17 protein-coding genes and 1 other RNA gene are annotated in these 20,892 nt (G+C 66.8%); 16 read left to right on the top strand and 2 right to left on the bottom strand.

Annotation, left to right across the window (positions count from 1 at the left end; genetic code table 11):
* The first annotated feature begins 157 nt into the window (after positions 1 to 157).
* A complete protein-coding gene (locus tag ACMHYJ_RS15485) occupies positions 158 to 532 on the top strand; it encodes a DUF4870 family protein (RefSeq protein ID WP_414247094.1) in 375 nt (124 codons plus the stop codon).
* A gap of 142 nt (positions 533 to 674) precedes the next feature.
* Here the strand turns inward: ACMHYJ_RS15485 and ACMHYJ_RS15490 are convergent, their stop codons facing one another.
* On the bottom strand, positions 675 to 947 hold the full coding sequence (locus tag ACMHYJ_RS15490) for an SWIB/MDM2 domain-containing protein (RefSeq protein WP_414247095.1): 273 nt from the start codon (positions 945 to 947) through the stop codon (positions 675 to 677).
* 113 nt (positions 948 to 1,060) lie between these two features.
* Between ACMHYJ_RS15490 and pyrC the strand changes: the two genes are divergently transcribed.
* Positions 1,061 to 2,164 (top strand): dihydroorotase, encoded by a 1,104-nt coding sequence (gene pyrC, locus ACMHYJ_RS15495; protein WP_414247096.1) that lies wholly within the window; start codon positions 1,061 to 1,063, stop codon positions 2,162 to 2,164.
* Between the two features lie 95 nt (positions 2,165 to 2,259).
* On the opposite strand, the gene ACMHYJ_RS15500 is transcribed toward pyrC, so the two are convergent.
* Positions 2,260 to 4,128 (bottom strand): ABC-F family ATP-binding cassette domain-containing protein, encoded by a 1,869-nt coding sequence (locus ACMHYJ_RS15500; RefSeq protein WP_414247097.1) that lies wholly within the window; start codon positions 4,126 to 4,128, stop codon positions 2,260 to 2,262.
* Positions 4,129 to 4,277: 149 nt separating this feature from the next.
* On the opposite strand from ACMHYJ_RS15500, the gene rnpB reads away from it, so the two are divergent.
* The 14 genes from rnpB (at position 4,278) to ftsA (ending at position 20,863) form a co-directional block, all read left to right on the top strand.
* An RNA gene (rnpB, locus tag ACMHYJ_RS15505) (RNase P RNA component class A) lies at positions 4,278 to 4,671 on the top strand.
* A gap of 586 nt (positions 4,672 to 5,257) precedes the next feature.
* Positions 5,258 to 5,686: a division/cell wall cluster transcriptional repressor MraZ gene (gene mraZ, locus ACMHYJ_RS15510; protein WP_414247098.1), complete on the top strand. Its 429-nt coding sequence runs from the start codon at positions 5,258 to 5,260 to the stop codon at positions 5,684 to 5,686.
* Positions 5,687 to 5,694: 8 nt separating this feature from the next.
* Complete coding sequence (gene rsmH / locus ACMHYJ_RS15515; protein ID WP_414247099.1) at positions 5,695 to 6,744, top strand: 16S rRNA (cytosine(1402)-N(4))-methyltransferase RsmH; 1,050 nt, start codon at positions 5,695 to 5,697, stop codon at positions 6,742 to 6,744.
* A 32-nt stretch (positions 6,745 to 6,776) separates the two neighbouring features.
* Complete coding sequence (ftsL, locus tag ACMHYJ_RS15520) at positions 6,777 to 7,031, top strand: cell division protein FtsL (RefSeq protein ID WP_414247138.1); 255 nt, start codon at positions 6,777 to 6,779, stop codon at positions 7,029 to 7,031.
* Positions 7,028 to 8,764, top strand: coding sequence for a peptidoglycan D,D-transpeptidase FtsI family protein (locus ACMHYJ_RS15525; protein ID WP_414247100.1), 1,737 nt, complete (start codon positions 7,028 to 7,030; stop codon positions 8,762 to 8,764). The genes ftsL and ACMHYJ_RS15525 overlap by 4 nt, the downstream gene beginning before the upstream one ends.
* Positions 8,761 to 11,541: a bifunctional UDP-N-acetylmuramoyl-L-alanyl-D-glutamate--2,6-diaminopimelate ligase MurE/UDP-N-acetylmuramoyl-tripeptide--D-alanyl-D-alanine ligase MurF gene (gene murF, locus ACMHYJ_RS15530; protein WP_414247101.1), complete on the top strand. Its 2,781-nt coding sequence runs from the start codon at positions 8,761 to 8,763 to the stop codon at positions 11,539 to 11,541. Before ACMHYJ_RS15525 ends, murF begins: the two co-directional genes overlap by 4 nt.
* Positions 11,531 to 12,703, top strand: a complete 1,173-nt coding sequence (mraY, locus tag ACMHYJ_RS15535) for a phospho-N-acetylmuramoyl-pentapeptide-transferase (protein WP_414247102.1) — start codon at positions 11,531 to 11,533, stop codon at positions 12,701 to 12,703. Before murF ends, mraY begins: the two co-directional genes overlap by 11 nt.
* Positions 12,700 to 14,229 (top strand): UDP-N-acetylmuramoyl-L-alanine--D-glutamate ligase, encoded by a 1,530-nt coding sequence (murD, locus tag ACMHYJ_RS15540; RefSeq protein ID WP_414247103.1) that lies wholly within the window; start codon positions 12,700 to 12,702, stop codon positions 14,227 to 14,229. Before mraY ends, murD begins: the two co-directional genes overlap by 4 nt.
* Positions 14,226 to 15,407: a putative lipid II flippase FtsW gene (gene ftsW, locus ACMHYJ_RS15545; RefSeq protein ID WP_414247104.1), complete on the top strand. Its 1,182-nt coding sequence runs from the start codon at positions 14,226 to 14,228 to the stop codon at positions 15,405 to 15,407. Before murD ends, ftsW begins: the two co-directional genes overlap by 4 nt.
* Positions 15,404 to 16,477 carry an undecaprenyldiphospho-muramoylpentapeptide beta-N-acetylglucosaminyltransferase gene (gene murG / locus ACMHYJ_RS15550; RefSeq protein ID WP_414247105.1) on the top strand — a complete coding sequence of 358 codons (1,074 nt, stop codon included), beginning with the start codon at positions 15,404 to 15,406 and terminating at the stop codon, positions 16,475 to 16,477. The genes ftsW and murG overlap by 4 nt, the downstream gene beginning before the upstream one ends.
* Positions 16,474 to 17,880 carry a UDP-N-acetylmuramate--L-alanine ligase gene (gene murC / locus ACMHYJ_RS15555; RefSeq protein WP_414247106.1) on the top strand — a complete coding sequence of 469 codons (1,407 nt, stop codon included), beginning with the start codon at positions 16,474 to 16,476 and terminating at the stop codon, positions 17,878 to 17,880. The genes murG and murC overlap by 4 nt, the downstream gene beginning before the upstream one ends.
* Complete coding sequence (locus tag ACMHYJ_RS15560) at positions 17,877 to 18,821, top strand: D-alanine--D-alanine ligase (RefSeq protein ID WP_414247107.1); 945 nt, start codon at positions 17,877 to 17,879, stop codon at positions 18,819 to 18,821. Before murC ends, ACMHYJ_RS15560 begins: the two co-directional genes overlap by 4 nt.
* Before the next feature lie 15 nt (positions 18,822 to 18,836).
* A complete protein-coding gene (locus tag ACMHYJ_RS15565) occupies positions 18,837 to 19,640 on the top strand; it encodes a cell division protein FtsQ/DivIB (RefSeq protein WP_414247108.1) in 804 nt (267 codons plus the stop codon).
* Complete coding sequence (ftsA, locus tag ACMHYJ_RS15570) at positions 19,637 to 20,863, top strand: cell division protein FtsA (protein WP_414247109.1); 1,227 nt, start codon at positions 19,637 to 19,639, stop codon at positions 20,861 to 20,863. The genes ACMHYJ_RS15565 and ftsA overlap by 4 nt, the downstream gene beginning before the upstream one ends.
* Positions 20,864 to 20,892 lie beyond the last annotated feature (29 nt).

Consider the following 20,892-nt stretch of genomic DNA (forward strand, 5'->3'; position numbering starts at 1 on the left):
TGATAGTGGGTGGACACCTGTGAAAGTAGGTCATCGTCAGGCTTTTATACCGCAAAACCCCCGCAGCTTATCCGCTGTGGGGGTTTTGTCTTTGTGGCGGCAAATTCGTTAGAATGGTCTCCGATCAATTGTGGCGATTGCCCGCCCTGGAGACTTCATGATGCAAGACGAGAACACCCCTGATTTCCACGCCAGCCCCGGCTTGTCGCAAGGTCAGCTGATACATGTCATGTATGCCTTGTTCGCCATCGGGGTTCTATCGGCGGGCTTCTTGGGGGCAACCGCCATCGCCGCCGTGGTGATGGCTTATCTTAAGCGCGGCGACATGGTGGGCACCGTCCATGCGGGCCACATTGATTGGATCATCCGCACGTTTTGGTGGGGCTTGCTGTGGCTGGTGATCAGCGCCGCATTGGCCTTGATCTTTGTGGGCTATGTCACGGGCCTGGTGGTGTATATCTGGCTGATCTACCGCCTGATCAAGGGCTGGCTGGCCCATTTTTCGGGGGAGACCCCTTTGCCGGGGCTCTAGGCCACGGGCTGCGGCCTGTCGGGGGCCGGGATGCCGTCGTTTGACGCCGCATCCCGCTGCCGCCCGAACTGCCCTTTTGGGGGGATGTCCGGTTGCGGAACCACCCCGGGGCCCGATGGGTCGGGCCTGGGCGAAAATCGGCTTACTTCAGATGCTGGCTGACCAGTTTGGTCAGTTCAAACATGGAAACCTGGTCTTTGCCAAACAGCGGGCGCAGCTTGTCATCGGCGTTGATGTTGCGGCGGTTTGCCGGGTCTTGCAGGTCGTGTTTTTTAATGTATTCCCAGATGCGCTTGGTCACTTCTGTGCGCGGCACGGCTTCGTTGCCAATGACCGCAGCCAGAGTTTCGCTGGGGGTCAGTGGTTTCATGAAGGCCGCATTTGGCTTGCGTGCGGGTTTAGCTGTGGTTGCCATGAAACAGGCTCCTACTTGATTAAAAGAATTGCCCCCGAAGCTTAACGCGTGTTACCGCGAAAGACAAAGCGCCCCCTCAAAATAATTCAGCTTTTTCCTCTGGTGTAGCAAAAATGATCTCTGAACCTTCTCATCCGGGCCATCCTGTGGCCCCCGTGGCGTCCGGCGCGCAAACCCTGACGCTGGCGCGCCCGGATGATTGGCATCTGCATTTGCGCGATGGCGAGGTCCTGCGGGACGTCGTATCGGATTCCGCCAGGCAGTTCGGGCGCGCCATCATCATGCCCAATTTGAAGCCGCCCGTGCTGACGACCGCGGATGCCTTGGCGTATCGGGGCCGGATCGTCGAGGCGCTGCGGGCATGCGGCTTGTCCCAGGCCGATTTCCAGCCGCTGATGACTTTATACCTGACGGACAACACCGCGCCGGCGGAAATCCGCCGGGCCAAGGACAGCGGGGTGGTGCATGGGGTCAAGCTCTATCCGGCGGGCGCCACGACGCATTCGGACGCGGGGGTGACCGATCTGCTGGCCCATTGCCGCGCGGTGCTGGATGAAATGCAGCGCGTGGGCCTGCCTTTGCTGGTTCATGGCGAAGTCACCGACCCCGCCGTGGATCTGTTCGACCGGGAGGCGGTGTTCATCGACCGGGTGATGCGGCCGCTGCGCCAGGCTTACCCTGCCCTGAAAGTGGTGTTCGAGCACCTGACCACGGCCGAGGGGGTGGCGTATGTGCGGCAGGCCGAAGGGCCGGTGGCGGCCACGATCACGGCGCATCATCTGCTGTATAACCGCAATGCCCTGTTCAAGGGCGGGCTGCGGCCGCATTGGTACTGTCTGCCGGTTCTGAAGCGTGAGCGCCATCGCCTGGCGCTGCTGGATGCGGCCACCAGCGGAGAAGCGCGGTTTTTCCTGGGGACGGACAGCGCGCCGCACCCGCGCGGGGCGAAGGAGCAGGACTGCGGCTGCGCGGGGTGCTATACGGCGCGCCATGCGATGGCTTTGTATGCGGCGGCGTTCGAGTCCGTGGGGCGGCTGGATCGGCTGGAGGCCTTTGCCAGTCTGAATGGGCCGGGGTTTTATGGGCTGCCGGTGAATGCGGGGATGCTGACCCTGACGCGTGAGCCGGAGGTGGTGCCGGACACGCTGCCGATGGGCGGGGATGAATTGGTGCCGCTGGCGGCGGGAGAGGCGTTGGCCTGGCGGGTGGTGGCTTAGAGGGGCGGGGGCGCAGGGGAACAGCGACCCCCGGCGCCAGGTTGCGCCGGTTGACGGCGCTTGACGCCGGGCGCGTGGGTGGCGCGCCCGGCGGGTCAGGTTTCGCCGCGCTTGTCTTCCAGGGCAGCCCAGCGCTCGAACAGGGCGTCCAGTTGGGCGGCCAGGGTATCCAGGGCGGTTTGAATGCGGGCGGCTTCTTCGGGGCCGTCACGGTATAGATCCGGGTTGGACAGCGCGCCGGCGAGTTCGGCCTGTTCGGCTTCCAGGGCGGCAATCTGGTCGGGTAGGCTGGCCAGTTCTTCGGCTTCCCAGGGCGCCAGGCGGTTGCGGCGCGGGCGTTCGGCCTGGGCGGGGGCCGGGGCCGCGTCCGGCGCGGCCTGGCTGCGGCGCTGGCCGTCGTCGGGCGCCGCAGCTGTTTTGGCCGCGTCGCCAGCCGCAGACAGCGCGGGCTGCTCGGGTAGCGCGGATGGCCGGGGGCGCTGGGCTTCCCACTCGGCGTAGCCGCCGACGTATTCCTGCCAGTGGCCGTCGGCTTCGGCGGCGATGGTCTGGGTGACGACGTTGTCCAGGAAGCTGCGGTCGTGGCTGACCAGCAGCACCGTGCCCTGGTAGTCCTGCAACAGGTTTTCCAGCAGTTCGAGGGTGTCGATGTCCAGGTCGTTGGTGGGTTCGTCCAGCACCAGCACGTTGTGCGGCTGGGCGAACATGCGGGCCAGGGCCAGGCGGGCGCGCTCGCCGCCGGACAGGCTGGATACGGGGGAATGGGCGCGGGCGGCGGGGAACAGGAAGTCTTCCAGGTAGCTCATGACGTGCTTGCGCTGGGCGCCGATTTCCACCCATTCGCTGCCGGGGCTGATGGTGTCGGCCAGGGTGGCGGATTCGTCCAGGCGGTCGCGCATCTGGTCGAAGTAGCCGATGGACAGATTGGTGCCCAGGCGCACCGTGCCTTGCCGGGGGGCAAGTTCGCCCAGCAGGATGCGCAGCAGCGTGGTTTTGCCCGCGCCGTTGGGGCCGATCAGGCCGATGCGGTCGCCGCGCAGGATCAGGGTGCTGAAGTCGCGGATCAGGATGCGGTCGCCAAAGCCGTGGGTGACGTGTTCGAGTTCGGCCACTTGCTTGCCCGAGCGCTGGCCGTCGCCGACGGCAAAGCGCACCTGGCCTTGCTGGTCGCGCCGGGCGGCGCGTTCGCGGCGCAGGGCTTCCAGGCGGCGCACGCGGCCTTCGTTGCGGGTGCGCCGGGCTTCGATGCCTTTGCGAATCCAGACTTCTTCCTGGGACAGCAGTTTGTCGAAGCGGGCGTTGGCCTGTTGTTCGGCTTCCAGCCACTGCGCCTTGCGCGTTTGCCAGTCGGAAAAATTGCCGGGGAAGCTGAATAGCTGGCCCCGGTCCAGTTCGATGATGCGGGTGGCGACCGCGTCCAGGAAGCGCCGGTCGTGGGTGATCAGAACGAGGGTCATGCGGGCCTGGCGCAGCAAGGTCTCCAGCCAGGCGATGCCATCGAAGTCCAGGTGGTTGGTGGGTTCGTCCAGCAAGAGCAGGTTGGGTTCTTCGACCAGCGCCCGGGCTAGGGCGACGCGCTTGCGGGTGCCGCCGGACAGGCCCGCGATCGGCAGGTCGCCCGCCAGGCCGAGGGAATCAATGAGGGCGGCGGCGCGTGCGCCGCGCGACCAGTCTTCAGCGGCCAGATAGTCGCCTTGCAGGTACTGCAGAATGGTCTGGTCTTCGGGCAGGCTGGGCTCTTGTTCCACCGTCGCCACCCGCAGGCCTTTTTGCCGGCGGACGTCGCCGTCGTCCAGCTGGGTGCGGCCGTCCAGCACGCGCAGCAGGGAGGATTTGCCCGCGCCATTGCGGCCGATCAGGCCGATGCGTTCGCCGCTTTGCAGGGCCAGGTCGGCGTGATCCAGCAGCGGATGGTGGCCATAGGCCAGCTGCGCCTGGGTCAGCGCCAGCAGGGTGTCAGACATATCAATGCAATCTCGAAAACGCAGGCCGGCCATCATGGCGGGCCAAAACGCCATTGTCGCAGTTTGCGCCGGGCCTGACAGGCCCCCGGCCTCTGGATGTCTCGCGGCGCGGCCCAATCGGGCGGCGCACTGACGTACAATGCGTCTGCGGGGCAGATCGGGCAATCGCGGGGCGCATGCCCCGAGGAAGGTCCGGACTCCATCGGGCAAGATAGCGGCTAACAGCCGTCCGGCAAGCCTTTACCGGCAAGCCGAGGAATAGGGCCACAGAGACGAGTCTGTCATGCGGGTGCCTTCGGGCACACGGGTACGGCCACTCCGTACTGCTCGCCAATGCGTTGGCGGGGCATGGCAGGGTGAAACGCGGCAACCTCTATCTGGAGCAACATCAAATAGGCATGCGCCGGCCTTTGGCCGACAGGGCGGCCCGCCCGAGCATGCGGGTAGATGGCTAGATCACGCCAGCAATGGCCTGACCAGAGGAATGATTGCCCGCCGGGCGTGCCCGGCGTACAAAATCCGGCCTATAGATCTGTTCCGCTTTTCTCGTTTCGCCCATAGTCAATGCCGCGCATGCGGCGGGCCGCCGCATGCGCGGACGCGCGCCAGGGGAAGGGCCGAGATGATGCCGCGTTCCATACTGCGCCCGCCGCCGCAGGCCCGGACGCGCGCAAGCGGCAGGGTGCCGCCCAGCGCCATCGCGCCCCCGCCGTCCCGAATGAGCACAAGAACCGGCGGCGCGCCGCAGGCCGGGAAATGGGACGATCCGACAGGGAGAGTCGCCTTTTGCTTGGCGGATACCAGACAGACAAACGTGTAAAAAGCCCGGGTGCTTTCGAGTCCGGTATCCGGGCGCCAAACCAGGGCTTTGGGCAAGGCGTACAACGATGACGTCGGTTGGCCGGGCGGTTGGCAGCGCTTTGTCACGTTTTCTTTTTACAAAGGACATTCAATTCAACCTGCAATCCATTGATTTTTCATCGTTTTTATTTTTGAATCTAAATGGGAAAAGATTGTAAGTGCTTGTTGTCATTGGATAAATTCGGATTTCCGGCTTGACCCGGGTCATGAGATACCGTAGAGTGGGGAAAAGTAGAATTTTGTGGACCAAAGTGGGAGAACCACCCTCGTGTTTCAGGGGAGCAACGCGCTGACGCTGGATGCCAAGGGCCGGATGTCGATTCCGGCCCGGTATCGTGACGCGTTGCTGGCCGACGAACGCGGGGGCTTGACGCTCACTCGCCACCCCGATGGCTGCCTGATCCTTTATCCCCGTTCGATCTGGGAGGCAAAACGCACCCAGATTGCCGCTTTGCCGGCCAGCGCCCGCCCTTTGCAGCGGCTGTTGCTGGGCAGTGCGCTGGATGTGGAAATGGACGGGGCGGGTCGTATCCTGGTGTCGCCCGAATTGCGGGCGGCGGCGGGCCTGACGCGCGAAGTCATGCTGTTGGGGCTGGGGTCCAATTTCGAGCTGTGGGATCGCGAGCAATGGGAGGCGCGCAGCCTGCAGGATGTCAAACAGCTGGACCCAGCCGTCCTTGAGCAGATCTCTTTCTGAATTCCCCCATGGCGTATTCCCACCGTACCGTTCTGTTGGAACCGGCGATCGACGCATTGTTAAGCCCTGCGTTCGGTCGCCGCGCGCCGCTGGCCGCGCCGCCGTGCGAGGGGGTGTTCGTGGATGGCACGTTCGGGCGGGGCGGGCATAGCCGCCTGCTGCTGCAGCGGCTTGCGCCGGGGGCCCGGCTGCTGGTTTTCGACAAAGACCCCGTGGCGATCGCTGCGGCGCAGGCCCTGCGCCAGCAGGATGCCCGGGTCGAGGTCATTCACGATGGCTTTGCAACGCTGCCCGCCCAGCTGGATCGGCTGGGCCTGTCCGCCGTGGACGGCGTCTTGCTGGATTTGGGGGTGTCCTCGCCGCAGATCGACGATGCCGCCCGCGGGTTTTCTTTCATGCGGGACGGCCCGCTGGACATGCGCATGGACACCACGCGGGGCCAGACGGCCGCCGAATGGCTGGCCCAGGCGGACCAAGATCAGATCAAGGAGGTCATTGCTCATTATGGCGAAGAACGGTTTGCTTTCCAGATTGCAAAGGCGATTGTTGCGGGCCGCGAATCCCGCCCGCTGCGCACCACGGGCGAATTGGCCCAGCTCGTCGCCGGTGTCGTCCGCACGCGCGAAAAGGGTCAACACCCGGCCACCCGCACCTTTCAGGCTATACGGATTCACATCAATGCGGAGCTTGAAGAACTCGCGCGCGCCCTCCCGGCCGCTTTGAGTCATTTGCGCCCCGGCGGGCGCCTGGCCGTCATCAGCTTTCATTCCCTGGAAGACCGCCTGGTCAAGCAATGCCTGGCGGCGGCGGCCCATCCCGGGCAGGCGCAGGCGCGTTTGCCCATCCCCGAGAAAGATATGCCGCAGCCGTGGGTGTCGCTGCTGGGCAAGGTGCGGGCCGATGCGGACGAGGTGCGCGACAACGTGCGCGCGCGATCCGCCGTGATGCGTGTGGCGGCGCGCACGGATCGCCCCTTGGACAGCGAACAGGCCAGCCGTCTGGTGCATTTGCCGGGCCGGCGGCCCGCGGCCCGGGGTGGCCGGGGGGGGGGACGGTGATCCGGGTCGTGCTCTTGCTGGCGGTGCTGCTCATGGGGTCGGCGATTTCCCTGGTGACCGTGCGGTTTCAGACGCGTGAGCTGTTCGTTTCCTCTGAACGCCTGAAGTCCCAGGCCCAGGAACTGGATTCCGAATGGCGGCGCCTGCAGCTGGAGCGCGCCGAACTGGCCCGCAACGCCCGCGTCAGCGCCCTGGCCAGAACCGAGCTGCACCTGATCCCCGTGACGCCGGATCGCACGATCTACCTGCCGGCCCCCACCCCCGCCCCGGAAGGGAGGCCCAGATGAAACGCTTCGGCTTTCATGAAAGTCCGGTGCTGGCGGGGCGTCCGGCGTTCTGGCGCGCCCGCCTGGTGGTCATCGTGCTGATGTTGGCGTTCGCGGCGCTGGTCGTCAAGGCGGTCAGCCTGCAAATCCTGTCCAATGAATTCCTGCAGCGCCAGGGCGAGCGCCGCTACGAGCGCACGCTGGTGCTGCCCGCCTCGCGTGGCAAGATATTCGATCGCAGCGGCTCGGTGGTGCTGGCCTCCAGCATGCCGGCCCGGGCGGTCTGGGCGATTCCCGAGGACTTCCACAAGGCGACGGACGCGCAGGTGACGTCGCTGGCCCGCCTGCTGGGCATGAGCGCCCAGGATATCCGCCAGCGCACCCAGGATGAAGGCAAGAACTTCGTCTACCTGCAGCGGCAAGTGGCGCTGGATGTCGCCGACCAGATCCGTCAGTTGAAAATCCCCGGCGTGCAGCAATTGCCGGAGACCCGCCGCGTCTATCCCGAAGGCGAGGTCATGGCGCATATCGTGGGCTTCACCAATATCGAGGATCGGGGGATCGAAGGCATCGAGCTGGCGTTCAACGACCGCCTGTCCGGGCAGCCGGGTTCGCGGCGGGTCATCAAGGATCGCCTGGGACGGGTGGTCGAGGACGTGCAGGCTGTGGTGCCGCCGGTGGACGGCCAGAACCTGCGTCTGTCCATCGACGCCGCCATCCAGTTCGACACGTATACCGCCCTGGAAGAAGCCATGCGGGAGCACAAGGCCCGGGCGGCGGCGGCGATCGTGGTGGATGTCCAGACGGGCGAAATCCTGGCCATGGTCAATTTGCCCACGTTCGACCCCAACGACAGCGCGCAGCGGACCGGCCAGGCGCTGCGCAACCGGGTCATGACCGATACCTTCGAGCCCGGCTCCATCATGAAGCCGTTCACGGCCGCCCTGGCGCTGGATGAAGGCAAGGTGACGAACAAGACCCGCTTCGATACGGGCAACGGGCGCTACCGCTATCAGGGGGCGCTGATTTCCGATGTGGGCCGGTACGGCGTGCTGGACGTGGGCGGCATCATCCAGCACTCCAGCAACGTCGGGATGACCATGATTTCCGAGTTGCTGGATTCGAAGTCCATGTGGACCAAGTTTTCCGAGCTGGGCTTTGGCCGCGTGCCGCAGACGGATTTCCCCGGCATGGCGGCGGGACGGCTGCGGCCCTGGCAGCGGTGGCGGCCCATCGAGCGCGCCACCATGGCCTATGGCTATGGCTTGTCCGTGTCGCTGATTCAGGTCGCGCATGCCTATACGGCCTTTGCGCGCCATGGCGACATGGTGTCCCTGTCGCTGCTGCGCCGCGAGGGCAAGCCCACCAGCGCGCAGGTTTATTCGCCCGAGGTGGCGTTGCTGATGCGCGGCATGCTGGAAGCCGCCGCCGGGCCCGACGGCGCGCGCCGCGCCCAGGTGCAAGGGTATCGGGTCGCGGGCAAGAGCGGCACGGCCCGCAAGATCGTCAACGGCCAGTACAGCACGACGAAATACCGAGGTTCTTTCGTGGGCCTGGCGCCCGTGTCCGAGCCGCGCATCGTGGTGGCGGTCTCCATAGATGAACCCAGTGCGGGGGGGTATTATGGCGGCCGCGTGGCCGCACCCGTTTTTTCAGATATTGTTTCCAGTACCTTGCGCCGCCTGGGTGTGCGGCCCGATGCCCCGGTGGATGCGCTGGTGGCGGTGGCGGGGCAGGGGGGACGTACACCATGAATGCAATTGATATTTTGGCCTGGCTGGACGAACACGTGAACCGCCAGGCCCACCTGTGCCTGGACTCCCGCCAAATCCAGCCCGGCGATGTGTTTTTCGCCTGCCCGGGCGTGGCCGGCGATGGCCGCGCCTACGTGCGGCAGGCTGTGGATGCCGGGGCGGCCGCCCTGGTGTGCGCGGCGGGCGGCCCGCCGCCGGAGGTCTCCGGGGTGCCCCTGCTGCGGGTCGATGGCCTGAACACCTTGCTGGGCGAGGTCGCCCACCTGTGGTATGGCCGGCCGTCGGACGCCCTGGCCGTCATTGCCGTCACCGGCACCAATGGCAAGACGTCCACCACGCGCTGGCTGGCCGATGCCCTGAATGCCGGGGGCATGCCCTGCGGCACGGTGGGCACGCTGGGGGTCACCCTGGCGGATGGCCGCAACCTGGGCGGGGTGCTGACCACGCCGGATGTCCTGACCTTGCATCGCAGCCTGGCGGCCATCGCGCAGGCGGGCGGGCAGGCTGCCGCCATCGAGGCCTCGTCCATCGGTATCCAGCAGGGCCGGCTGGATGGGGTGCACGTGCAGGTGGCGGGCTTTACCAATCTGACCCGCGATCACCTGGATTACCACGGCACGCTCGCGCACTACAAACAGGCGAAATTCGCCCTGTTTGCGCGTCCCGGGCTGCGCAGCGCGGTCATCAACGCCGACGATGCGGCGGGCGCCGAGTTGTTGGCGGCGCTGCCCGGCGAGACCCACCGGGTGGGCTACAGCCTGAATGGCAACGAGGCCGCCGGCTTCCGGGCCGAGGACATCCAGCATGGCGCGGATGGCCTGATGTTCAACCTGGTTACGCCCAGCGGGCGGGTGCAGCTGCTGGCCCCCCTGGTGGGCGAGCACAATGTGTCCAACTTGCTGCTGGTGGCGGGCGTCCTGCGTGAATTGGGCTGGGGACTGAGCCCCACGGCGCGGGCGCTGTCCGTCCTGAAGCCGGTGCCGGGCCGCCTGCAGCTGGTCGGCGCCGTGGGGGGCGGGACGGCGGGGCAGCCGCTGGTGGTGGTGGATTACGCCCATACGCCCGATGCCCTGGAGCGGGTGCTGGTGGCCTTGCGGCCCCTGGCCCGGGGACGGGGCGGGCGGCTGCTGTGCGTGTTTGGCTGCGGCGGCGACCGCGATCCCGGCAAGCGCCCGCTCATGGGTGAAGTCGCCGGCCGTCTGGCCGATGTGGCCATCGTCACCACGGACAACCCGCGCACCGAAGACCCGCAATCCATTGCGGATGCCATCGTGGCCGGCATGCCGGCGGGGGCGCGGGTGCAGATCGACCGGGCGACGGCCATCCTGGACACCCTGTGGCGCGCCAGCCCCCAGGACGTGGTGCTGCTGGCGGGCAAGGGACACGAAACCTACCAGGAAGTCCAGGGTGTTCGCAGCCCCTTCGACGACCGCGAATGGGCGCGTTTCGCCTTGACCTGGCAGCATGGCCAGCCTTTGTCCACCGACAGCCGCCAACTGTCCGCCGGGGCCTTGTTCCTGGCGCTGCGTGGCGAGCGCTTCGACGGCCATGATTACCTGGACGCCGCCCGCCAGGCGGGCGCGCGGGCGGCGATTGTTGCCGAACGCGTTCCGGGCGTCGATCTGCCGCAAATCGTCTTGGGCAATACCCGCCGGGCCTTGAGCCACATGGCCACGGTGTGGCGCCGTCTGTTCGACATCCCGGTGATTGCGGTCACGGGCAGCAATGGCAAGACCACGACCAAGGAAATGCTCAGTGCCATCCTGGCGGCCTGGTGGGGCGACGCCGGGCGCCTGGCGACCCAGGGCAATTTCAATAACGACATCGGCCTGCCCTTGTCGGTTCTGCGGCTGCGGGCCGAGCACCGCGCCGCCGTGCTCGAACTGGGCATGAACCATCCCGGTGAAATCGCCTTGCTGGCGGCGATCGCCCAGCCGACGGTGGCGCTGGTCAACAATGCCCAGCGCGAGCACCAGGAATTCATGTGTTCCGTGCAGGCCGTGGCCGAGGAAAACGGCGCGGTGCTGTCGGCCTTGCCGGCCCAGGGGGTCGCGGTGTTCCCGGATGACGACCCCTACAGCGCGACTTGGCAGGCGCTGGCGGGCGCGCGCGCCGTGCGGCGTTTCGGGTTTGGCGACGGCGCGCCGGTGTCCGCCGCGCAAATCCATGCGGGCATGGAGCAAACGGAATTCCGTCTGCACATTGGCCGCGAATCCGTGATGGTGACGCTGCATGCGCCGGGCCGCCACAATCTGCACAATGCCTTGGCCGCCGCCGCCTGCGCCGCCGCCGCGGGGGCGCCGATGGCGGTGATCGCCGCGGGCCTGGGCGCGTTCCGGCCCGTGGGCGGGCGCATGCGTCCGCAGGCGCTGGCCGATGGTTTCCAGCTGATCGACGATACTTACAATGCCAATCCCGATTCCGTGCGCGCCGCCATCGACGTGCTGGCCGGGCTGGATGGCCGGCGCGTGCTGGTGCTGGGCGATATGGCCGAAGTGGGCGATCAGGGGGCGGCCATGCATGCCGAAGTGGGCGCCTATGCCCGCCAGTGCGGCGTGCAGGTGTTGCTGACCCTGGGCGTGGCCAGCCGGGAGGCCGTTCGCGTCTTCGGCGAAGGCGCCCAGGCGTTCGACGAGCTCGATGCCCTGTTGACGGCGCTGCTGGCGGCGCGGCCCGCGCATATTCTCGTCAAGGGCTCGCGCAGCATGCGCATGGAGCGCGTCGTGCAGGCCCTGCAGGCCCAGCCCGCGCCCCCGGAGGACGGCCATGCTGCTTGAGCTCGCCCGCTGGCTGTCCGATCATCATTTTCGCGCTTTCGGTGTCGTCGAATACATCACGTTCCGGGCCCTGCTGGCGTCGGCCACGGCGCTGGCCATCGGGCTGCTGGCGGGGCCGTGGCTGATCCGCCGCCTGACGGCCATGAAGATCGGCCAAGCCGTGCGCAGTTACGGCCCGCAGACGCACTTGCAGAAAAACGGCACGCCCACGATGGGGGGAGCCTTGATCCTGATCGCCATTGCGACGAGCACGCTGCTGTGGGCGGACTGGACGAATCGCTTTGTCTGGGTGGTTCTGCTGGTGACGTTCGGCTTTGGCTGGATCGGCTGGGCGGACGACTACCGGAAAGTGGTGCACCACGACCCGGAGGGCATGCCCGCCCGGCAGAAATTCTTCTGGCAGGCCCTGATCGGCATGGTGGCGGCCATCTACCTGAGCTTCGCTGTCTCGGTTCCCGCCAATACCGAGTTGTGGCCCTTGTTCCGCGATTGGGTGTTGAGCGGGTTTTCCATGCCTTTGCCGTCGCGGGCCGACCTGATCGTGCCGTTTTTCAAGAGCGTGCGCTATCCCCTGGGCGTGTTCGGTTTCGTCGCGCTGACCTGGCTGGTGATCGTGGGCACCAGCAATGCCGTCAACCTGACCGACGGCCTGGATGGCCTGGCGATCATGCCCACGGTGATGATCGGTTCCGCATTGGGGATTTTCGCCTATGTCGTGGGCCGAGTCGATTATTCCAAATACCTGTTGTTCCCCTATATTCCCGGCGCGTCCGAGCTGATGGTGCTGTGCGCCGCCATTGCGGGGGCCGGGCTGGCTTTCCTGTGGTTCAACACATACCCGGCCCAGGTCTTCATGGGTGACGTGGGCGCCTTGGCCCTGGGGGGCGCCCTGGGCACGATCGCTGTGATCGTGCGCCAGGAAATCGTGCTGTTCATCATGGGCGGGGTGTTCGTGGTGGAAACCCTGTCGGTCATGCTGCAGGTGGGCTGGTTCAAATACACCAAGAAACGCTATGGCGAGGGCCGGCGGTTTTTCCGCATGGCCCCCCTGCATCACCATTTCGAGGTATCCGGCTGGAAAGAAACCCAGGTCGTGGTGCGCTTCTGGATCATCACCATGATGTTGGTGCTGATCGGCCTGTCCAGCCTTAAATTACGATGAATACGCCTTATCGCTTCCCCTCGCTGCGCGACGATGGCCTGACCCTGATCCTGGGGCTGGGGGAAACCGGCGTGGCCGCCGCCCGCTGGTGCGCCGGCCTGGGTATCAGCCTGCGGGTGGCCGATACCCGGCAGAACCCCGGCGGGCTGGCGGAGTTGCACGCGGCGGGGATTGCGGCGGATATGCGGCTGGGCGACGACGCCCTGCGGGACGCGGTGCTGGACGGCGTGACCACGGTGGTACTCAGCCCCGGTCTGAGTCCGCACCAGCCGCCGCTGTCCGGCCTGCTGGCCACGGCGCGGGGCCGGGGCATCGACGTGCTGGGGGAAATCGAACTCTTTGCGCGGGCCTTGAACGACCTGAAACCCCAGGGCTACGCGCCCATCGTGCTGGCGGTGACGGGCACCAATGGCAAGACCACCGTGACCGCCCTGGTGCGCCACCTGGCCGAAGCCGGCGGGCGCCGGGTTCGCGCCGCCGGCAATATCGGCCCGGCCGCCCTGGCCAGCCTGCAAGCGGCGCTGTCGGCCGATGACCTGCCCGACGTCTGGGTGCTGGAATTGTCCAGTTTCCAGTTGGAATCCACGGTTTCCCTGGCTGCCGATGCGGGCGTGGTTCTGAACGTGACGCAAGATCATCTGGACTGGCATGGGTCGATGGCGGCCTATGCCGCCGCCAAGGCCCGCTTGCTGGCCATGAGCCGCGTGCGCGTGGTCAACCGCGCGGATGCCCTGGTGGCCGCCATGGTGGATGATCCGGCCGCCGCCGACGTGCGCAGCTTTGGCCTGGATGCGCCCGAACGCGAGGGCGATCTGGGCCTGTGGGCCCGCAATGGGCTGGACTGGCTGGCGTGGGTGGCGACGCCTGCCGTGCGGGCGGCGCCCGCGCCCGCACGGCGCAAGGCCGGCGCGGCCCCGGTTGTGGGCCGGCCCGCCGGGGCCGCGCAGGCGCTGATGCCCGCCGATGCCCTGCAAATCCGCGGGCGGCACAATGCGCTGAATGCCCAGGCGGCCCTGGCCCTGGGGGGCGCCGCGGGCCTGGATCCGGCCGCCATGCTGCATGCCTTGCGCAGCTACCGGGGCGAAGCCCACCGCACCGAGTTCATCCAGTCGATCGACGGGGTGGATTTCATCGACGACAGCAAGGGCACCAATGTCGGGGCGACGCTGGCGGCGCTGCAGGGCCTGGGTCGGCCCGTGGTGCTGATTGCCGGCGGCCTGGGCAAGGGGCAGGATTTTTCGCCTTTGCTGCCGGCCGTTCGGGCGCATGCGCGCGCTGTGCTGCTGATCGGCCAGGACGGCCCGTTGATCGGCCGGGTCCTGGCTGACGGGGGGGTGCCGCTGCTGGCCTGCGACAGCCTGGAAAACGCCGTGCAAAAAAGCCTCGATATGGCCAAGGCGGGGGATGCCGTCTTGCTGTCGCCTGCTTGCGCCAGCATGGACATGTTTCGCAATTACGCCCACCGCAGCGCCTGCTTTGTGGCCGCTGTGCGCGATTTGGCGGCGGATCGGGGGGCGGTGGCATGAGCGTGCTGGCCAGTCTGAACACCGTGCCGCCCGGGCGCACCACCATGTCCAGCGTCGATCTGGGGCTGATCGTGGCGGTCAGCGCCCTGGTGCTGTTCGGCTTGCTGATGGTGTATTCGGCTTCCATCGCGCTGGCCGACGGCCCGCGCTATGAAAGCTACGGGCGGTTTTATTTCGTCGGCCGCCATGCGGTGTTCATCGTGCTGGGTCTGTTGGCGGCCCTGTTCACCGCCAGCCTCCCCATGCGGGTCTGGCAAAAACTGGCGCTGCCCCTGTTTGCCCTGACCTTGCTGCTGCTGGTGATCGTGCTGGTGCCCGGCATCGGGCGCGAGGTCAATGGGGCGCGCCGCTGGCTGCCTTTCGGGCCGGTCAATTTCCAGCCGTCCGAACTGATGAAGGTCGCCGTGGTGCTGTTTGCCGCCGATTATGTCGTGCGCAAGCGCGACCACCTGCAGGGCTTTCTGCGCGGCTTTCTGCCCATGGCGGCGACGTTGAGCGTCGTGGGACTCTTGCTGTTGCTGGAACCCGATCTGGGCGCCTTCATCGTGATCGGCGCCGTGGCCGTCGGTATTCTATTCATCGGCGGCATCAACTTGAAGCTGTTCGCCACGCTGCTGACGGGGGTGATGTCATGCTTCATGCTGCTGATCTGGCTTTCCCCCTGGCGCCGCGAGCGCCTGTTCGTGTACCTGGATCCCTGGAATCCAGAAAACACCTATGGCAGCGCCTACCAGCTGTCGCATTCCCTGATCGCGCTGGGGCGCGGCGAATGGTTCGGCGTGGGCCTGGGGGCCAGCATCGAGAAACTGCATTACCTGCCCGAGGCCCATACGGACTTCATCGTCGCCGTGATCGGCGAAGAACTGGGCTTCGTGGGGGTGGCCTGCCTGGTGGCGGTATTTGCCTTCGTGGTGCTGCGCGGTTTCGACATCGCCCGCCAGGCCATGGTGCTGGATCGCGTCTTCGATGGCCTGGTGGCCCAGGGCGTGGCCTTGTGGATGGGGGTGCAGGCCTTCATCAACATGGGGGTATGCCTGGGCCTGCTGCCCACCAAGGGCTTGACGCTGCCGCTGGTCAGCTATGGCGGATCGGGCGTCGTGCTGAACCTGGTCGGGATCGCCCTGCTGCTGCGGGTCGATTTTGAAACTCGCGGCATGATGCGGGGGAAACGCCGATGACCCAGCCGCTGATCCTCATCATGGCGGGCGGCACCGGCGGGCATATCATGCCCGGGTTGGCCGTGGCCGATCATCTGCGCGCCCAGGGCTGGCGCGTGCTGTGGCTGGGCGACCCCGAGCGCATGGAGGGCCGCTTGGTGCCCGCGCAGGGGATTACCCTGCTGCCGCTGCGTTTTGGCGGGGTGCGCGGCAAAGGCCCGCTGGCCTGGGCCAAGCTGCCCTTCGCGCTGGCGGTGGCCTGCCTGCGGGCGCATCGCCTGCTGCGCCGGCATCGCCCGGACGTGGTTCTGGGGATGGGCGGCTATGCGGCGGTGCCGGGGGGCCTGATGGCGCGCCTGAGCGGTATCCCGCTGGTCATCCATGAGCAGAATGCCGTGGCGGGATCCGCCAACCGGCTGCTGGCGCGCCTGGCCCGCCGCAGCTTGGCGGGGTTTCCCGGGGCGCTGCCGGGCGCCGTCATGGTGGGCAATCCGGTGCGCCGGGCCTTGTTGTCCGTCGCCCCGGCGGCGCAGCGCTATGGCGCGCGCCAGGGGGGATTGCGCGTGCTGGTTCTGGGGGGCAGTCAGGGCGCGGCCCGCATCAACGCCCTGGTGCCCGATGCCCTGGCCTTGATGGATCAGGCGGCGCGCCCGCGGGTAGTGCATCAGACCGGCGCCCGCCACCTGCAGGCCGTGCAGCAGCACTATGCTCGCCTGGGCCTGCAGGCGCAGACCGTGGCGTTCATCGACGACATGGCGCAGGCGCTGGCCGACGCGGATCTGGTCATCTGCCGCGCCGGGGCCATGACGGTGGCCGAGGTGGCCGCCGTCGGCGTGGCGGCGCTGTTCATTCCCCTGCCGTCGGCGATCGACGATCACCAGACCGCCAATGCCCGGTTTTTATCGGACTGCCAGGGCGGCTGGTTGATGCCGCAGGCTGATCTGGCCCCCGGCGTGCTGGCCGATTGGCTGGCCTCCCGCAACCGGGATGAATTGTCCGAAGTGGCCCGGCACGCCCGCGAACATGCCAGCTTGAACGCCACGCAGCTGATTGCCGAAGCCTGCGTCCATACCAAAGAGGAATCGGCATGAAACATCGTATCCATCATTTGCATTTTGTCGGCATCGGCGGCGCGGGCATGAGCGGCATCGCCGAGGTGCTGTTGAATCTGGGCTATGCCGTCAGCGGGTCGGACGTGCAGGAAACCGCCGTCACCCGCCGCCTGGCCGCCCTGGGGGCCGCCATCCGCATTGGCCACGCCGCCGAGCACATCCAGGGGGCGGGGGCCATCGTGACGTCGACCGCCATCCACGGCGACAACCCCGAGGTGCTGGCCGCCCGCGCCGCCCATGTGCCGGTGGTGCCGCGCGCCCTGATGCTGGCCGAACTCATGCGCCTGAAGCGCGGCATCGCCGTGGCCGGCACCCATGGCAAGACCACGACCACCAGCCTGGTGGCCAGCGTGCTGGCGGCGGGCGGCCTGGATCCCACCTTTGTGATCGGGGGGCGCTTGAACGCCGCCGATGCCAACGCCCGCCTGGGGCAGGGGGAATACATCGTGGTCGAGGCCGACGAATCGGACGCTTCGTTTCTGAACCTGCTGCCGGTCATGGCCATCATCACCAATATCGACCTGGATCACATGGATACCTATGGTCACGATGTGGCCCGCCTGAAAAGCGCGTTTGTCGAATTCACCCAGCGCCTGCCGTTCTATGGCAGCGCCATCCTGTGTCTGGACGATCCCAATGTGCGCGAGATCATGCCCTTTGTCTCGCGGCCCATCACCACGTATGGCATTGATGCGCCCGCCCAGGTGCGCGCCCATGATCTGCGGGCCGAGGGCACTTCGATGTGCTTCGTGGCCGAGCGCCAGGGTTCCCGGGGCGCGCTGGCGCCGCTGAATATCTGCTTGAATCTGCCGGGGCGGCACAATGTGCTCAATGCCCTGGCCACCATTGCCGTGGCCACCGAGCTGGGCGTGGCCGACGAGGCCATCGTGGAGTCCTTGGCACAGTTTCGCGGGGTGGGGCGGCGCTTTACCCAGATCGGGGATTTCGCGGTGGCTGCGCGCCAGGGCGGCGGGCGCTACAGCGTGGTCGACGACTACGGCCACCACCCCGTCGAGATGGCGGCCACCTTGGCCGCGGCCCGGGGGGCGTGGCCCGATCGGCGGATCGTGCTGGCCTTTCAGCCGCACCGCTATACGCGCACGCGCGATTGCTTCGAAGACTTCGTGCGGGTGCTCAGTCAAGCCGATGCCGTCTTGCTGTCCGAAGTCTATGCGGCGGGCGAGCCCCCGCTGGTTGCGGCGGATGGCCGGGCGCTGGCGCGCGGCCTGCGGGTGGCGGGCAAGGTCGAGCCCGTCTTCATCGAGGACGTCGGCGACATGGCCGCGGCCATCCAGGACTTCGCCCGGGACGGCGATGTGGTGATCATCATGGGCGCGGGGACGATCAGCCGCGTGCCCGCTCAGTTAGGGAGTCCGCTATGACCACAGCATTTGGCCGGGTCGGCGTCTTGTATGGCGGGGTTTCCGCCGAACGCGAAGTATCCTTGATTTCGGGCCAGGGCATTTGCCAGGCCCTGCGGGAGGCGGGGGTCGATGCCCATGGGTTCGACACGGGCCGCCAAAGCCTGGGCGAACTGGCCGATGCCGGCTTCGACCGGGTTTTCATCGCCCTGCATGGGCGCTATGGCGAGGATGGCACCATTCAGGGCGCCCTGGAAATGCTGGGCATCCCCTACACCGGCAGCGGGGTGCTGGCGTCCGCTTTGACCATGGACAAGATCGCCACCAAACGTCTGTGGCTGCAGCATGGCCTGCCCACGCCGGCCTTCGCCGTGTACGGCACGGCGGCCGATCTGCCCGCCGTGCAGGCCCTGGGCCTGCCCCTGATCGTCAAGCCGCCCCATGAAGGGTCGTCACTGGGCCTGACGCGGGTCGAAACCGGCGAACAGTTGCCAGCCGCCCTGGAACTGGCGTGCCGGCACGATGACCTGGCCTTGGCCGAGCCGTTGATCCGGGGGCGCGAGCTGACCGTCGCGCTGCTGGGCAGTGCGGATCAGGCGCGGGCCTTGCCAGTGATCGAAATCCGGGCGCCCCAGGGGAATTTCGATTTCGAGCACAAGTATGTTTCCAGCGAGACACAGTATTTTTGCCCCGCCGATCTGCCGCCGGACTTGAGCCGGGAAATCCAGGCGCTGTCTGTCCAGGCCTATCGGGTGCTGGGCTGCGAGGGCTGGGCGCGGGCCGACCTGATGCTGGATGGCCAGAATCGGCCCTGGCTGCTGGAAATGAACACGTCGCCGGGGATGACCAGCCATTCGCTGATGCCGATGGCCGCCAAAGCCGTGGGCATGAGCTATGCCGACCTGTGTGTGGCCATCCTGGCCACGGCGCGCTGCAAGGTGCGCCGCGTGGCCGGCCAGTGACCGATGGAGCCGCTGATGTTCGCCGACGCCCGATTGACCAATCTGATTGCCAACCTGCTGGCCTTGCTGGCGGTGTCTGCGATGCTGATTGGCGCGCTGGCGTGGACGATCCGGCGGCCTTATTTTGCGATCGACCGGATCGAATTGGCGCCCATGAGCGACGCCCGTCTGCAATATGTTTCTCCCAGCGGCATGCAGGCGGCGCTGCAGGGCCGGGTGCAGGGCAATTTTTTCCTGCTGGATCTGGATCAGGTGCGCCGCCAGATCGAGACCGTCCCCTGGGTGCGCCATGCGGCCGTGCGCCGGGTCTGGCCGTCGACCTTGCTTGTGCGGGTCGAGGAACAGCAGCCCCTGGCGCTGTGGAACGAAAACCAGATGATCAATACCTGGGGCGAGGCCTTCACCGCCAATGCGGGAGACCTGCCCGACGATGTCTCGCTGCCGCAACTGAACGGCCCGGTGAATTCCGAGCGGCTGGTGGTGCAGCGTTATGCCGAGATCGCCCGCTGGTTCGCCCCGCTGGGCCTGCGCGTGCGCGAGGCGACGCTGACGCCGCGCTATGCCTGGGAACTGGCCTTGTCCGATGGCATCCAGCTCAACCTGGGGCGCGATCCGGCGGCCGATGCGGCCGATCCCCATGGGCGCTCGGGGGCCTTGCCCTTCGCCGCCCGCATAGAACGTTTTGTCCAGACCTGGCCGGCGCTGACCCGCCGCCTGGGCGACCGCCTGATTGCCAGCGCGGATCTGCGCTACCCCAACGGGTATGCCATCACGCTGGCCCCTGAAACCGCTGCTCAATCTAAACCACCCAAACCATGACTCGTGACATCAAAGACCTGATCGTTGCATTGGATATCGGCACCAGCAAGGTGGTGGCTGTCGTCGCCGAAATTTCGCCCGATGGCGGTTTTGAAGTGCTGGGCCTGGGCCAGCACGAATCCGAAGGCATGCGCAAAGGGGTGGTCGTCAATATCGAATCGACCGTGAATTCCATCCAGCGCGCCCTGGAAGAAGCCGAATTGATGGCCGATTGCAAGATCCGCGAAGTCTATACCGGGATTGCGGGCAGCCACATCACCAGCTTCAATTCCAGCGGTATGGTGGCCGTGAAGGACAAGGAAGTCACGGCCACGGATGTCGCCCGCGTGGTGGAAACCGCCAAAGCCGTCAATATCCCGACGGATCAGCAGGTGCTGCACGTGCTGACGCAGGAATTCATCGTCGATGCCCAGGATGATATCCGCGAACCCATCGGCATGAGCGGCATGCGCCTGGAAGTCCGCGTGCATATCGTCACGGGGGCGGTCAGCGCGGCGCAGAACATCGTCAAGTGCGTGCGCCGCTGCGGCCTGGAAGTCCAGGATCTGATCCTGCAGCCGCTGGCCTCCAGCCTGTCGTGCCTGACGGCCGACGAAAAAGAACTGGGCGTGGTGCTGGTGGACATCGGCGGCGGCACGACGGACATTGCGATCTACACCGGCGGGGCCATTCGCCATACGTCGGTGGTGCCGATCGCCGGCGATCAAGTCACCAGCGATATTGCCGCCATGCTGCGCACCCCCACGCCGGATGCCGAGGAAATCAAGCTGCGCCATGGCGTGGCCAAGCAGATTCTGGTGGATGCCGAGCAGATGATCGAGGTGCCGGGCCTGGGCGACCGCCCCAATCGCAGCGTCAAGCGCCAGGCCCTGGGGGCGGTGATCGAGCCGCGCATGGAAGAATTGTTCGGATTCGTGCAGCAAGTGGTGCGCGAGTCCGGGTACGAGGAACTGCTGGCCTCGGGGGTCGTGTTGACGGGCGGAACCGCCCTGATGCCGGGCATGGTCGAGCTGGCCGAAGATGTTTTCCTCAAGCCGGTGCGGATCGCCGTGCCGATGTACGAGGGAAGCCTGGCCGACGTGATGCGCAACCCGCGCTTCTCGACGGTCATGGGATTGTTGACCGAGGCCCGCATGCAGCGGGCGCGCGGTCGCAAAGTGGCGCAGCAGAAAGGGGCGGTCAAGTCCGTTCTGACGCGCATGAAGGAATGGTTCATGAACTAGCCCATCGGGCCGCGTGAACTATCAGGGGA

It is taken from the genome of Castellaniella hirudinis, assembly GCF_047468865.1.
In the GTDB taxonomy this organism is placed as follows: Bacteria; Pseudomonadota; Gammaproteobacteria; order Burkholderiales; family Burkholderiaceae_B; genus Castellaniella; species Castellaniella hirudinis_A.

What these genes read in the sequence shown, in the direction of transcription:
- ACMHYJ_RS15485 (WP_414247094.1), top strand. Translation starts at nt 158, where the DNA reads ATGATGCAAGACGAGAACACCCCTGATTTCCACGCCAGCCCCGGCTTG.
- rsmH (WP_414247099.1), top strand. Translation starts at nt 5,695, where the DNA reads ATGGCGTATTCCCACCGTACCGTTCTGTTGGAACCGGCGATCGACGCA.
- ftsW (WP_414247104.1), top strand. Translation starts at nt 14,226, where the DNA reads ATGAGCGTGCTGGCCAGTCTGAACACCGTGCCGCCCGGGCGCACCACC.
- murF (WP_414247101.1), top strand. Translation starts at nt 8,761, where the DNA reads ATGAATGCAATTGATATTTTGGCCTGGCTGGACGAACACGTGAACCGC.
- ACMHYJ_RS15565 (WP_414247108.1), top strand. Translation starts at nt 18,837, where the DNA reads ATGTTCGCCGACGCCCGATTGACCAATCTGATTGCCAACCTGCTGGCC.
- ACMHYJ_RS15525 (WP_414247100.1), top strand. Translation starts at nt 7,028, where the DNA reads ATGAAACGCTTCGGCTTTCATGAAAGTCCGGTGCTGGCGGGGCGTCCG.
- ACMHYJ_RS15500 (WP_414247097.1), bottom strand. Translation starts at nt 4,128, where the DNA reads ATGTCTGACACCCTGCTGGCGCTGACCCAGGCGCAGCTGGCCTATGGC.
- mraY (WP_414247102.1), top strand. Translation starts at nt 11,531, where the DNA reads ATGCTGCTTGAGCTCGCCCGCTGGCTGTCCGATCATCATTTTCGCGCT.
- murC (WP_414247106.1), top strand. Translation starts at nt 16,474, where the DNA reads ATGAAACATCGTATCCATCATTTGCATTTTGTCGGCATCGGCGGCGCG.
- ACMHYJ_RS15490 (WP_414247095.1), bottom strand. Translation starts at nt 947, where the DNA reads ATGGCAACCACAGCTAAACCCGCACGCAAGCCAAATGCGGCCTTCATG.
- ftsA (WP_414247109.1), top strand. Translation starts at nt 19,637, where the DNA reads ATGACTCGTGACATCAAAGACCTGATCGTTGCATTGGATATCGGCACC.
- ftsL (WP_414247138.1), top strand. Translation starts at nt 6,777, where the DNA reads ATGGGGTCGGCGATTTCCCTGGTGACCGTGCGGTTTCAGACGCGTGAG.
- murD (WP_414247103.1), top strand. Translation starts at nt 12,700, where the DNA reads ATGAATACGCCTTATCGCTTCCCCTCGCTGCGCGACGATGGCCTGACC.
- murG (WP_414247105.1), top strand. Translation starts at nt 15,404, where the DNA reads ATGACCCAGCCGCTGATCCTCATCATGGCGGGCGGCACCGGCGGGCAT.
- pyrC (WP_414247096.1), top strand. Translation starts at nt 1,061, where the DNA reads ATGATCTCTGAACCTTCTCATCCGGGCCATCCTGTGGCCCCCGTGGCG.
- ACMHYJ_RS15560 (WP_414247107.1), top strand. Translation starts at nt 17,877, where the DNA reads ATGACCACAGCATTTGGCCGGGTCGGCGTCTTGTATGGCGGGGTTTCC.